Genomic DNA, 12,685 nt, shown 5'->3' with positions numbered 1-12,685 from the left:
CTCTAATATCAGAGACCCAGCTTTTTCATTCAGTACTGTTTCAATTAACGTTTTTGTTTCAACACAGCAATTCTATCACTGACAGTTGCTTGTCTTTCCAAGTACTCAGCTTCTTTGGCTTTTTCTTCTTGGACAATTTTTTCTGGAGCGTTGCTGACAAACTTCTCGTTGGCTAATTTACCTTGGACACGTTTCACTTCTTTGTTCCATTTGTCCAATTCTTTTTCCAAACGAGTGATTTCTTCTTCAATATTGATCAATCCTGCTAGAGGAAGATAGATTTCTGCACCCGTAATGACCGCTGTCATTGCTTCTTCAGGAGCTTCGATCGATTTAGAGATCGTTAGTTCTTCCGGATTACAGAAACGTTCAATATAAGAAATATTTGCGTTCAAGAATGTTTCAACTGTTTCATCATTGGTTTTGATCAGGATGTTGATTTTTTTCGACAATGGTGTATTCACTTCTGAACGAATGTTACGTACAGAACGAATCAATTCCATCAAGACATCCATCCCTTTGGCAGCTGCTTCATCAGACAACTCCGGACGAACCGTTGGGTATTCTGCTACGACTAATGATTCTCCTTCGTGCGGAATATTTTCCCAAATTTCTTCCGTTACAAAAGGCATAATCGGGTGCAACAAGCGCAAGATTTGATCCAACACATGTGCCAAGATACTTCTTGTCGTTTGTTTCGCTGCTTCATCTTCACCGAATAAAATCTCTTTACTCATTTCGATATACCAGTCACAGAAATCATCCCAGATGAAATGATATAAGTGACGACCAGCTTCACCAATTTCATATTTCTCTGTTAAATCAGTTACCGATTGGATGGTATCATTTAATTTAGTCAAAATCCAACGGTCAGCAACCGTTTTTTCGCCTGTTAAATCAATGTCTTTTACATCAAAATCCTCTAAGTTCATTAAAACAAAACGGCTGGCGTTCCAGATTTTATTGATAAAGTTCCAAGCAGCATCCATTTTATCGTAACTAAAACGGACATCTTGTCCTGGAGCAGATCCCGTAGATAAGAACCAACGCATAGCGTCCGCACCGTATTTGTCAATAATATCCATTGGATCGATTCCATTCCCTAAAGATTTGCTCATCTTGCGTCCTTGTTCGTCACGAATCAATCCGTGAATCAACACATCTTTGAATGGTCTCTCATTCGTAAATTCCAAACTTTGAAAAATCATACGGCTAACCCAAAAGAAGATAATATCGTACCCAGTTACCAATGTGCTGGTCGGGAAGTAACGTTTGAAATCTTCTGCGTCTTCGTTAGGCCAACCCATCGTTGAAAATGGCCATAGCGCTGAACTAAACCAAGTGTCCAATACGTCTGGATCTTGTTCCCAGTTTTCACTGTCTGCCGGTGCTTCCATTCCAACATACAATTCGCCCGTTTCTTTATGGTACCATGCTGGGATACGGTGTCCCCACCACAATTGACGAGAGATAACCCAGTCATGAACGTTATCCATCCATTGAGTAAAGGTCTTTTCAAAACGGTCAGGCACAAAGTTGACTTTTCCGTCTGACTCTTGGTTTTCTAAAGCGTCTTTTGCCATTGGCGCCATTTTAACAAACCATTGAGTAGACAATCGAGGTTCAACCACTACTCCGGTACGCTCGGAATGTCCAACACTGTGAACCATTTTATCGATTTTCACCAAACGTCCTTCAGCTTCTAAATCTTTCACCACAGCTTTACGAGCTTCAAAACGGTCCATACCTGCATATTTGCCTGCTGTATCATTCATAGATCCATCTTCATTCATCACATTGACACGTGGGAGGTCATGACGGTTCCCGACTTCAAAGTCATTTGGGTCATGAGCTGGAGTGATTTTAACGACACCCGTACCAAATTCCATATCCACATAATCATCCGCAATAATCGGAATTTCGCGATTCATCAATGGCAGCATAACTGTTTTACCAATCAGCGCTTGATAACGTTCATCTTCAGGATGCACGGCAACAGCTGTATCCCCTAGCATCGTTTCTGGACGAGTCGTAGCAATTTCTACTTCTCCGCTGCCATCAGTTAAAGGATACGTCATATGATAAAAAGCACCTTCGATATCTTGATGGATCACTTCAATATCCGATAAAGCTGTTTTCGCTTTTGGATCCCAATTGATGATGTATTCGCCACGGTAGATCAGCTCTTTTTCGTACATCGTAACAAATACTTTACGAACTGCATCAGATAGACCTTCATCTAATGTAAAACGTTCGCGGCTGTAATCGACAGAGATCCCGACTTTTGCCCATTGTTCACGAATCACACTAGCGTAATCTTCTTTCCATTCCCAAACTTGTTCAATGAACTTTTCTCTTCCTAAATCGTAACGAGAAATACCCTCTTCAGCTAATTTAGCTTCCACTTTCGCTTGGGTAGCAATTCCAGCATGGTCCATCCCCGGCAGCCACAATGTGTCGTATCCTTGCATGCGTTTTTGACGCACTAAGATATCTTGTAAGGTGGTATCCCATGCATGTCCTAAATGCAATTTACCCGTAACATTTGGAGGTGGAATCACCACTGAAAAAGGTTTTTTCGTTTTGTCTCCACTGGGTTTGAATAAATCTTTTTCCAACCATTTTTCGTAACGGCCAGCTTCAACTTCATTCGGTTGATATTTCGTCGGCATTGTAAGTTCTTTTGCCATATTGCACCACTCCTTTTCTCTTTTAAAGTGTAATCTTGTTTTAAAACGCTAAAAAAGCACCCATCCTAATCTACATTAGGACGAATGCTTTTGGATTCGCGGTACCACCTATATTGCCTGTTCTTCTTCAAGAACAGACCACTTCATTCACGTGTTTAACGTCACGTTAGACCGGTCAAAGCTACTCTTCTTTCACTTCGACAGCTCCCAAGCTACCTTCATTTCAGTTCCATTAAGGACTTCCACCAATCGCCCTTTTCTCTTCAAATGAAACCTGAAACTACTCCTCTTGTTCATCGCTTTATTCTGTATTATAGTAGCATGTTAAACTTCAAAATTCAATAACGGAATTCTTGTATTGCTGATTTATCGAGCAGATTTCGCAGCTTCGATCACGGCTTCATAATCTGGCTCATCCACCATTTCAGAAACAATTTCTTGATACACAATCACACCATTAGCATCAACCACAAATACTGAACGCGCCAGTTTTTCTAGTTCCGGCATGTAAAGACCATAAGCATCACCAAATATCAGGTTCGTATCATGAAGCATTTCCATTTCAATACCTTCTCCTGCACACCAATTATCTTGTTGTTCTTTGGTATTGTTTGAAATGGTTACTAATTGAACTCCTTCAATATTGCTTGCTTTTTCATTGAAGGCTCTTGTTTGTTGAGCACACACGCGAGTGTCAATATCTGGGATGACACTGATTAACACTACTTTCCCTGTAAAGTCTTGCAATTGGATCATGTCACCTGTTAGATTTTTGACTGAAAAATCTGGGGCTTTATCTCCCACGTTGGTTTGCTTTCCATTTAATTGATAAGGTGTCCCTTTTCTTGTGATTTGCACACACTTCACTCCTCTAAATTACACTCTATTCCCATTATAAAATTCTTTTGCGTTAAACGCTAGCGAAAAATATAGGTTCTGCAGCATACAGAACTTGCTTTACTAAAAAAAGCTGTCCCAACGTCGAATAATCATACTCAATGCTGGAGACAGCCTTTTATTCTTCTCTATAGTAATTCACTAAAAGCTTCATGCTGTTGCTCTTCCAAGGTGTCTCCCACACTGATCGTAGAGATGACTAAGCCATCCATCGCCCGTTCGATCAATCCTTCTACATCTAATCGAGCTTCAAAATCTCTTGTTTTTTGCAGATCGGGTTTAGTTTTGGGTGCTGGCGGTGCAAAAATAGTACAGCAATCTTCAAATGGTTGAATAGACAATTCAAACGTATCGATTTTTTTAGCAATATCAATAATTTCATTTTTATCCATTGAGACAACTGGACGCAATACAGGAGTATTGGTCACATCATTGATAGCAATCATACTGTGCATCGTTTGAGAAGCCACTTGTCCTAAAGATTCTCCGTTCAATATAGCCAAACCTTTGCGTTGTTCACGAATCCGATCTGTGATGCGCATCATGAAACGACGCGTCACTGTCATTAAGTACCCTTCAGGAACATTCTTTTTGATCTCTTCTTGGATTTCAGTAAAAGGCACTTCAATAAATTGCAGATTTCCAGAAAAGGCAGCAATTTTAGAGGTTAAGTCTTTCGCTTTCTGCAAAGCTCTTGGACTAGTGTATGGAGGACTGTGGAAATGTACAGCTTCCACCTCAACTCCCCGTTTCATAGCCAAATAGCCAGCAACTGGAGAATCGATTCCGCCAGATAACATCAGCATCCCCTTACCACTTGTTCCTACTGGAAGGCCACCTGCTCCTTGGATCGTTTGGCAAGATAAGAAAATGCCGTTTAGCCGCACTTCAACACGTAACGTAATATCCGGTTTTTTCATTTGAACTTGAATGCCTTCAATATGGTCGATGACTTCATCACCCAACATCAAATTGATGTCGTTAGTATCCAAAGGAAACTCGTGGTCTGATCGACGAGTAGCGATCTTAAATGTTTTACCTGGGACATACTGCTCTTTCACCATTTCGACAGCGACTTTTTTCACTTGTTCCATGTCTCTGTCCAACTTCATCACAGGAGAATAATTTTGAATCCCAAATATAGGCTCCAATCTTTTCAATACTTCCTCGCTATCGGCATCTTTCAATTCCAAATGCATGCGATCGCGTTCTCCATGAACTTTTACTTCGGGAAAATCGTGCAAAGCTGCTTTAACATTTTGAGCCAAGCGACTGATAAACGTTTTTTTATTTTTCCCTTTTGTAGACAATTCGCCGTAACGAACCATCACCTCATTGTATTGCATGACTTACTTCCTCTCTCAATCTCTTATTTAATATCTTTAAAGTTTTCGTACAATTTAGCAAATGAATTCAAAAATTGTTTGGCCTCTTCTAAGGTGCTGGTATCTGTTAAACTCACGCGAACCGCTCCTGTAGCGATCTTACTAGGCACATTCATCGCTGCTAACGTACTCGAACTGGTTTTGCTGCGGCTCGAACAAGCACTCGTAGTCGAAATAAAAATAGCTTCTTTTTCAAATGCATGCACACTCACTTCACCACGAATACCTCCTAAAGCGAAACAAACGATATGCGGTGCACCTTGTTTGGCAGAGAAAATGTGTACTTTGCTATAGTTCGCTAGTTCATCCATCAAGTAATCTCTGATGTGTTTTTGATGCGCTATTTTTTGTTCTTTTTGATCAAATAATAGACGTAAGGCTCTAGCCATGGCTGCAATACCAGCTACATTTTCTGTCCCGCTGCGGCGCCCTTTTTCTTGTCCGCCGCCACTCAGTAGAGGAGCGATTACTCTTCCGCGTTTGATGTACAGGAACCCTGTGCCTTTTAAACCATGAAATTTATGTCCAGAAAATGTAGCTAGATCAATACGTGAAGTCGCGCTTAAATTGAGAGGCACCTTGCCTACTGCTTGTACAGCATCTACATGAAAGTGAATCGTCGGATAATCTCTCAATACTTCTCCTACTTCTTCAATCGGCTGGATACTGCCTACTTCATTATTTACCGCCATAATCGACACCAATATAGTATCAGGACGAATGGCCGCTTTTACATCTGAAATGGAAATGACTCCTTCTGCATTAACGGGCAAATAAGTCACTTCAAAACCTAATTGTTCCAATTGAAGCATACTTTCCTTCACTGCCGGATGTTCAATCGTAGTTGTAATCAGGTGTTTTCCATAACGCATTTTTTCGATCGCTGTTCCCTTGATGGCCCAATTGTCCCCTTCTGTACCGCTGCTCGTAAAGAATATTTCCGATTCTTGAACGCCCATAATAGAAGCGACCTGTTTTCTTGATTGTTGTAACAACCCATCTGCCATATCTCCTAATTGATGCAAGCTAGAAGGATTTCCATTCATTTTTTGGCTAACTTTCATAAAAGTTTCCAATACGCTGTCATCAACTTGAGTTGTTGCGCTATTGTCAAAATAAATCATTTTTCCACATTCTTTCTACTTCAACTATTTTTTTACTCGTTGAAAAATTCTTTACCTATTATAACAAAATCTTCTGCAAGTACAAGATTTCATTTCCGGTTTTCAACATCTAGACACAATCACAGCGGGATGAAAAATAACTCTTTCATCAAAGGCTCCAAAAAATAAGAAGCTGAGATTTTTCTCTCAGCTTCTTATGCCTTTAGGTTTTTGGTTTGATTTCATTGAAATACATTGTTTCGACTTTTTTATACGCTCCTGGTTCTACTTCCTCTAATGCTGTTGAGATAGTTTCCAGTGCCTCACGGTAATTGTGCTCTTGATTGAACAATTTAAAACTCTTTTGAGTAGCTGAAGCAATTTGAGGAGTACTTTGACGATACCGATTAGCGTATTGCGTCATGTATTCTGTCAATAATGCAGTATCAACGATTTCTTCTGTCTTATCCAGCAATAGCTCGATGTCATCCTCAATAAAGTCTGCCATTTTCTTTATTTCGTCCATATCGATTCTCAATTTATTGATCTCGATGGACAGATTTTCAATTTTTTGTGTAACCGCAAAAAACAGATCCATGTAATCAATCGGAAGACCCGGAAGATGTTGCTTTTCAATGTAACGCTTCATAGCACGCATATTAAATTCAAAGTCATCGATACTTTCTTTCACTTCTGTTTCTTCTTTGCGCAGTTCTTTTAAATGTTGGGCAATATCATTTTGACCTTTGTCAATTGTTTCCAATTTTTCAATACTGGAGTGGAAACTTTCTTTGGCTTCAGAATAAACAATGTCTTTTTGTTGCAAGGCTTCCAAATAATAATTCACTGTTTCTGTCAGTTCATCTAATTGGTCTTTAAAATCTTGTGTTTGTTTTAATTCATTGTGATTCAGTTTATAGCTTTGAGAAACTCGATCGATCTCAATAAGCAGCTTACTGTTTTTGCGTGTCAAGTAAGTGATCAATTGCTCGATTTTTTCTTTATTCTCTGCTACATACTGACTAGCTTCCATTTCAAATTCCATTACTTCATACAACTGATCGATTTCGTTTTCTATCACGGGAATTTTTTCTTGTGCTGCCTCTATCTCTAAGTTTCCCGCTAATTTTTCAGCAGCCAACCGCTCTGTCTCGATTTCTGCAATTTTTTCTAAAATGCGATCTTCTGGAAACTTAAATTCTTCTTCTATTAACATCTGATACCCGATTTTGATTTCTTTTAATTGCTCTACAAATTCACCATTGATCTCTTTTAATAACGCCGGGATGTCCTGAGCAAGTGTGTTCAAGTTTTTCGTCTTAGTCCGAACTTCTTCCAATACTTCTTTAGCCTCTATGTGATCCCCTTGAGAAGTATATTCAGAAAAAGTAGCAAAATCAGTTTCCAGTACGGTTAATTTATGCTCCATTTTTTCTAGAGCTGGTCCAAAGCTGAAACTGTGTGTGAGCAATTTCTTCCGAATGCTTTGATACATTTCTTTTACTTTTTCAAGCTCTAAACGGTTTTTTTCTTCGCCTCTCACAAGTTCGCTCAATGCTTCTTGAATACGGAGCAGTGTTTCTTTAGTTTCTTTTATCTTACTTTCTGCTAGCTCCTCAGCGTCTTTTGCTTTTCCAAATCGTAATTTGTCAATAAAGCGTTCTGCTTCAAACAAGTGATTCTCGATTGCTGGGATAGATTCTTTTTCTACTCCTTCCCACACTGTTTTCCATTTTTGGAATTTTTTTTCTGTCTGTCCAGTGAGATTCAGTGTTTTGATCATATGTATGTCATCCACTATTGGCATATCAGATAATTGCAGTTTTTGCCCTTCCAACTCGTCGACGATTCGGTAGTGTTTTTTTCTCATCGTATAACTGGCTACAAAAGCAGCTATCGCTAAGACGATGATAACGATGACGGTAATTTCAACATTCATGTAAAGCCCTCCGTTTGAAAATGAATACTCCATTTTTTAATAGTCCGTTTATCATTTCTTGTATAATGGGATGGATTTTTTCCGATTTTCCTAGTAAAATACCTATTAATTAGTATAACATAATGGAAATGTTCTAACAGTACAAATAAAAAAATTCTGAAATAATCTTTACGTTTATTTCTAAGTGGAAAGTTGGGTCTTTAACATGTCAAAAGAAAAAAAATATCAATTAATGAACAACCAACTCCGTGCACTAATAGCTGGAGAAAAAAACTTGATTGCTAATTTAAGTAACGCTTCTGCTTTACTGTATGAATCTTTACCTGAAATCAATTGGTCTGGATTTTATTTGTTTGAAGAATCTTCTCAAGAATTGGTGTTAGGACCATTCCAAGGAAAAGTAGCTTGTATTCGCCTCCAACTGGGTAAAGGCGTCTGTGGGACAGCCTTCGAGCAAAATAATTCTATCATAGTAGAAGATGTGAACCAATTTCCTGGTCATATTGCATGTGATGCCGCTAGCCAATCGGAAGTTGTTGTGCCACTTCAAACGACAGCTGGTGAATTGATTGGAGTATTAGATATCGATGCGCCTATCACAAATCGTTTTGATGAAATTGATCGCAAATACTTAGAAGAATTCGCAGCTATTTTAATGGAAACTTCAGTTGCAGTAAACTAAATAGGGGTTAATTTGAAAAGAATGTTGACGTTGCTATCTGATTTAGGCTATAATGATGGATGTGTAAAATAATGCAGCAAAAAAAGTGGTAACCGCGTCAACAGTTCATTGCCTAAGGGATTCGTTTTCTTTAGAACAGCACAATTGTGTAACCTGCGGCTGCAAAGGTGAAGATTGAAAATGAACTGCACGTATTACTGAACTTTTAACTTAATTATTTTACTCCAAAAAATTGATTTATTGGAGGAATTTTATAATGGCTCGTTATACAGGTCCAAGTTGGAAAAAATCACGTCGTTTAGGAATCTCATTGACTGGTACAGGAAAAGAAATCGAACGTCGCCCTTACGCACCAGGAGATCACGGTCCAAATAGCCGTAGAAAATTATCTGAATACGGTATGCAATTACAAGAAAAGCAAAAATTACGTTTCATGTACGGTGTAAATGAACGTCAATTCTTCAACCTTTTCTTAAAAGCTGGTAAAATCAAAGAAGGTAAACATGGGGATAACTTCATGATCCTTTTAGAACAACGTTTAGACAATGTTGTTTTCCGTTTAGGTTTAGCTACTACTCGTCGTCAATCACGTCAATTAGTAAACCACGGTCACATCCTTGTTGATGGTAAACGTGTTGATATTCCATCATACAGCGTTCAACCAGGACAAGTAATCTCTGTTCGTGAAAAATCTAAAAATATGGAAATCATCAAAGCTGCTGTTGAATCAGTATTTGGTCGTCCAGAATTCGTTTCTTTTGACGAAGAAAAATTAGAAGGTTCATTAACTCGTCTTCCATTACGTGAAGAATTGATTGCTGAAATCGACGAAACTCTTATTGTTGAGTACTACTCTCGTTAATAAAAGTTGTCATTTCAAAAGCTCTCCCATCTTATTTATTAGGATGCGGGAGCTTTTTTTGTTCTCCCTATTTCAGTAACCTCCATTACAAATCCAATCAATTCTTGTTATATAGAAAAAGATTTTATTTCAAAAGGAGCATCAATCATGACAAAGAAAATGAATGCTGAAAGCTTCACGAAAACTCTGATGAGATTTTAGACGTTTTGGAACAAACGATGAAAGATGTCTTAGGAGCTGTTGAAGTTCCAGCTAGCAATGAAAAGCAATGCGGGTGGGCAGCTCATCTCACCCTTGAAGGTGCACAACAATTAGCTTGCGACTTTTTAGCAAAACGCAGCGAATGGCATTTAGTTTTTTCGCATAATGAATAAGCAGTAAAAAAAAGACTTCCGTAATGGAAGTCTTTTTTTTACTATACAGTTTCCTTTGGATAAGCTGCATAAGCCTGTTTATATAATGGAACAAGGTCACGAACCGTGTCCAAAATGAACTGTTCTGTCTGGTCGGCAGTATCTAAAATCGGGTCGTCTTCTTTTAAATATCTTCCTACCATGAACTCCCCTTTTTTCACTTTCTGCCATCTTGTCAACGCAGCAGTAATATCCATCTCGTCTATCACTGTCACCTTATCTTTTGTATGATCTAAGGAAACAATGTAATCTTTAGAAAGTTGTGCAATAGACTCAGGGAATTTCAAAAAGGAAGATGCCATTTCATTTTCAAATTGCGGATTGTCAATAAACGCCAACCATATGTAAACAGCTTTTCGGTCAATAGCAATTTGGAAATGAGGGTATTTCTTATATCCTCTGGCATCTCCGCCAATTCCGACCCAAGTGCTCTCAGGAGCAAATTTAGTTCGACGCAAATGTTTCGCTACATGTACTGGTAGTACCGCCCCACCCAATTGTGCGATCAATGATTTGGAAATGAATTCTCCTAACGACTGAAACGTTGGCTGGATATGTGTTCTAATTTCCTTCATCCGTTCTTCTAAGCCTTCAATTGAAAAAATCGAAAATGTTGTTTGTGTAAAGTATGGTTCTTCTTTTGTCTGCATATTAGTGAAACACCTCTCTTTAGTACTTGTTCTTATTTTACCATTATTGTATCGCTGGAACGAATGGATGAGGATCTTTTTGTCCATTTGAATTAAGATTTTGTAAAACAGGCTTTTTTATCATTGCTGTAGAGAATAAAAATAGACACAGAAAACCTTTAGAGATTTTCTGCATCCGTTTAGTGATTTTATGAAATGATTTATTTAGTGTTTTTGTCAATGAAAGCTACAAATGCATCAGCAATACTTTGTAAGAATTCCACAGTTCCTTCTACAACTTGTCCATCTTCACCAATAGCTTTAGTTGCATCAATGTAAAGTTCTGGTTGGGCCATAACTGGGCTGTCACCGAATACTAATGATTGACGAACTTGATGGTTAGCTAGTGCACCAGAGATACCTGACGGGGAAACAGATCCCACAAGAACTGGTTTGCCTGGCCATACACCTTCTCCCCAAGGACGAGAACCAACGTCAATAGCGTTTTTCAATGAAGCTGGCATACCTCGGTTGTATTCAGGTGTCATGAAGATATAAGCATCTTGTTCTTTCATTTCTTTACGGAAACGGTTATAACTTTCTGGAGCATCTGCTTCTAGGTCTTCATTGTAGACTGGTAAATCACCAATTTCAATAAAGCTTAAGTGATAATCAGCTGGAAATAACTCAGCCAATTTTTTTGCGACTATCTTATTTAATGAATCTTTACGTAAACTACCTACTAAGACTCCAACATTTTTTCCCATCTGTCATTACCTCCGATTAGTGGTTGTTTTTTACTACAAAATTAATGATACACCACGAACTTACTTTTTACAAGTAAAATGCATGTAAAGTTTCAACCCTATTTTTAACCGGATTTATTTGAAAAAATTCGACTAAATAAAAAAAGAGCAACGAGTTCTAATAAATTCGGTATAGACATTTCACAATAATCTTTTCATAATTCGAATGGACTAGATCAACTCTTGAACAAAAAAAGACATCCTTCTTATTTTTCTTTTGGAATATGTGATAGAATAAATGATGAGACTAATTATTTTTGAATAAGGGGTTTTTGATATGGTCAATAAAGATCCAAACGATTATTTACAAAAAGGACAATACGGTGCAAAACAAACATTGCTTTCAGAACGGAAAGAATTTTTGGGCAGTTTACGAGAAAGAATTTATTTGACAGCAACTTTAGATCAACTCTCTCTAAACAATAGTTTAAAGGCCTTTACAACTGAATTTCAACGTCATCCTGATGGCAGCTTACTGCTGAATGGTAATTTAGATATGAAGCCATTCGAGCCTTTCATTAAAGCCAGTAAACAAGCTGATATTCCGTTCACACTAGTCGCTAATGAATATGCTCAAACTTGTCCTTATGCATTGATTTTCGCTGCCCCTACGGACGTAAATGAATCCATTATTGATGTCGCCGAAAAGTATCCTTTGCCTAAAAAAGAAGAGCCTCAACAAACTGAGCAGAAAAAATCGTTTTTTAAACGTTTCTTCTCTTAATTTTTTATTCGGAACCAGGAGTGAATCACACGTGCAAATAGTAGAAACAAAAGACCCTAAATTAATGGGTCAATTAGGAAAAACTATGCAAGAAAAACACCGCAGTATGTACCCGGAGTTTTTCAAATCTTATGACGAAGAAGCTATTGCGCTTCATTTTGAAACAGTTTTTCAAAATCCGAAAGCCAGAGTATTTCTTTGGATTGATGAAGCAAAAGAAGAAGGTCCGATTGCTGCTTATCTGTGGTTGGAAGAACAAGAGATGAAAGAATCGGTTTATCGTTACGGCTATACGCGCTTATACATCAGCCATATCGCTGTTTTGCCGGATTATCAAGGACAAGGATTAAGTAAAGAATTGCTCCAATATGCGGATGATTATGCCCGCAAAAAAAATATTGCATTTGTAGAATTGCATTATTGGGCAACCAACGAAATCGCCAAAGAAACCTATCGCAAAAATGGTTTTGTGATCTATAATGAAATTGCTCAAAAGAAACTTTAGTCTTTTGCCCTAAGTGAAAAAAGCGGCCTTCAAAAATTAGAGTGACATCT

11 protein-coding genes, 1 pseudogene and 1 other annotated feature are annotated in these 12,685 nt (G+C 38.2%); of the genes and pseudogenes, 5 read left to right on the top strand and 7 right to left on the bottom strand.

The features are described from left to right. Positions 1 to 44: 44 nt before the first annotated feature. The 5 genes from ACEN36_RS00800 to ACEN36_RS00780 form a co-directional block, all read right to left on the bottom strand. On the bottom strand, positions 45 to 2,690 hold the full coding sequence (locus ACEN36_RS00800) for a valine--tRNA ligase (RefSeq protein ID WP_407095503.1): 2,646 nt from the start codon (positions 2,688 to 2,690) through the stop codon (positions 45 to 47). A 73-nt stretch (positions 2,691 to 2,763) separates the two neighbouring features. Continuing rightward, positions 2,764 to 2,996 (bottom strand) — a binding site (T-box leader). A gap of 60 nt (positions 2,997 to 3,056) precedes the next feature. Then, a complete protein-coding gene (gene tpx, locus ACEN36_RS00795) occupies positions 3,057 to 3,548 on the bottom strand; it encodes a thiol peroxidase (RefSeq protein ID WP_407095504.1) in 492 nt (163 codons plus the stop codon). 167 nt (positions 3,549 to 3,715) lie between these two features. After that, on the bottom strand, positions 3,716 to 4,933 hold the full coding sequence (thiI, locus tag ACEN36_RS00790) for a tRNA uracil 4-sulfurtransferase ThiI (protein ID WP_407095505.1): 1,218 nt from the start codon (positions 4,931 to 4,933) through the stop codon (positions 3,716 to 3,718). 23 nt (positions 4,934 to 4,956) lie between these two features. After that, complete coding sequence (locus ACEN36_RS00785) at positions 4,957 to 6,096, bottom strand: cysteine desulfurase family protein (protein WP_407125771.1); 1,140 nt, start codon at positions 6,094 to 6,096, stop codon at positions 4,957 to 4,959. Between the two features lie 202 nt (positions 6,097 to 6,298). Further along, positions 6,299 to 8,014, bottom strand: a complete 1,716-nt coding sequence (locus tag ACEN36_RS00780) for a septation ring formation regulator EzrA (protein WP_407102982.1) — start codon at positions 8,012 to 8,014, stop codon at positions 6,299 to 6,301. 205 nt (positions 8,015 to 8,219) lie between these two features. Here ACEN36_RS00780 and ACEN36_RS00775 point away from each other — a divergent pair, with 205 nt between their 5' ends. The 3 genes and pseudogenes from ACEN36_RS00775 to ACEN36_RS00765 all read left to right on the top strand — a co-directional run. Continuing rightward, a complete protein-coding gene (locus ACEN36_RS00775; RefSeq protein WP_407125769.1) occupies positions 8,220 to 8,696 on the top strand; it encodes a GAF domain-containing protein in 477 nt (158 codons plus the stop codon). 256 nt (positions 8,697 to 8,952) lie between these two features. After that, positions 8,953 to 9,558, top strand: a complete 606-nt coding sequence (gene rpsD / locus ACEN36_RS00770; protein ID WP_407095509.1) for a 30S ribosomal protein S4 — start codon at positions 8,953 to 8,955, stop codon at positions 9,556 to 9,558. Positions 9,559 to 9,734: 176 nt separating this feature from the next. Further along, positions 9,735 to 9,932 (top strand): annotated as a pseudogene (locus ACEN36_RS00765) (S-ribosylhomocysteine lyase); the annotation flags it as partial. A 41-nt stretch (positions 9,933 to 9,973) separates the two neighbouring features. Here ACEN36_RS00765 and ACEN36_RS00760 read toward each other — a convergent pair. Together ACEN36_RS00760 and ACEN36_RS00755 are read right to left on the bottom strand one after the other, a co-directional pair. Then, entirely contained in the window at positions 9,974 to 10,621 is a 648-nt protein-coding gene (locus ACEN36_RS00760) for a DUF1054 family protein (protein ID WP_407095510.1), read from the bottom strand. A gap of 200 nt (positions 10,622 to 10,821) precedes the next feature. Beyond that, positions 10,822 to 11,367, bottom strand: a complete 546-nt coding sequence (locus tag ACEN36_RS00755; protein ID WP_407095511.1) for an NADPH-dependent FMN reductase — start codon at positions 11,365 to 11,367, stop codon at positions 10,822 to 10,824. Between the two features lie 316 nt (positions 11,368 to 11,683). Between ACEN36_RS00755 and ACEN36_RS00750 the strand changes: the two genes are divergently transcribed. Together ACEN36_RS00750 and ACEN36_RS00745 are read left to right on the top strand one after the other, a co-directional pair. Next, positions 11,684 to 12,130: a YueI family protein gene (locus ACEN36_RS00750; protein ID WP_407095512.1), complete on the top strand. Its 447-nt coding sequence runs from the start codon at positions 11,684 to 11,686 to the stop codon at positions 12,128 to 12,130. A gap of 31 nt (positions 12,131 to 12,161) precedes the next feature. Beyond that, the gene (locus ACEN36_RS00745) at positions 12,162 to 12,635 is read left to right on the top strand and encodes a GNAT family N-acetyltransferase (protein ID WP_407095513.1); all 474 of its coding nucleotides are present in this window, start codon (positions 12,162 to 12,164) and stop codon (positions 12,633 to 12,635) included. Positions 12,636 to 12,685: the final 50 nt, after the last annotated feature.

Source organism: Desemzia sp. FAM 23989 (genome assembly GCF_045528345.1).
In the GTDB taxonomy this organism is placed as follows: domain Bacteria; phylum Bacillota; class Bacilli; order Lactobacillales; family Carnobacteriaceae; genus Desemzia.
Note: the sequence above shows the minus strand (reverse complement) of the source record. Positions and strands in the feature narration are given on the sequence as shown.

What these genes read in the sequence shown, in the direction of transcription:
- ACEN36_RS00800 (WP_407095503.1), bottom strand. Translation starts at nt 2,690, where the DNA reads ATGGCAAAAGAACTTACAATGCCGACGAAATATCAACCGAATGAAGTT.
- thiI (WP_407095505.1), bottom strand. Translation starts at nt 4,933, where the DNA reads ATGCAATACAATGAGGTGATGGTTCGTTACGGCGAATTGTCTACAAAA.
- ACEN36_RS00785 (WP_407125771.1), bottom strand. Translation starts at nt 6,096, where the DNA reads ATGATTTATTTTGACAATAGCGCAACAACTCAAGTTGATGACAGCGTA.
- ACEN36_RS00780 (WP_407102982.1), bottom strand. Translation starts at nt 8,014, where the DNA reads ATGAATGTTGAAATTACCGTCATCGTTATCATCGTCTTAGCGATAGCT.
- ACEN36_RS00775 (WP_407125769.1), top strand. Translation starts at nt 8,220, where the DNA reads ATGTCAAAAGAAAAAAAATATCAATTAATGAACAACCAACTCCGTGCA.
- rpsD (WP_407095509.1), top strand. Translation starts at nt 8,953, where the DNA reads ATGGCTCGTTATACAGGTCCAAGTTGGAAAAAATCACGTCGTTTAGGA.
- ACEN36_RS00760 (WP_407095510.1), bottom strand. Translation starts at nt 10,621, where the DNA reads ATGCAGACAAAAGAAGAACCATACTTTACACAAACAACATTTTCGATT.
- ACEN36_RS00755 (WP_407095511.1), bottom strand. Translation starts at nt 11,367, where the DNA reads ATGGGAAAAAATGTTGGAGTCTTAGTAGGTAGTTTACGTAAAGATTCA.
- ACEN36_RS00750 (WP_407095512.1), top strand. Translation starts at nt 11,684, where the DNA reads ATGGTCAATAAAGATCCAAACGATTATTTACAAAAAGGACAATACGGT.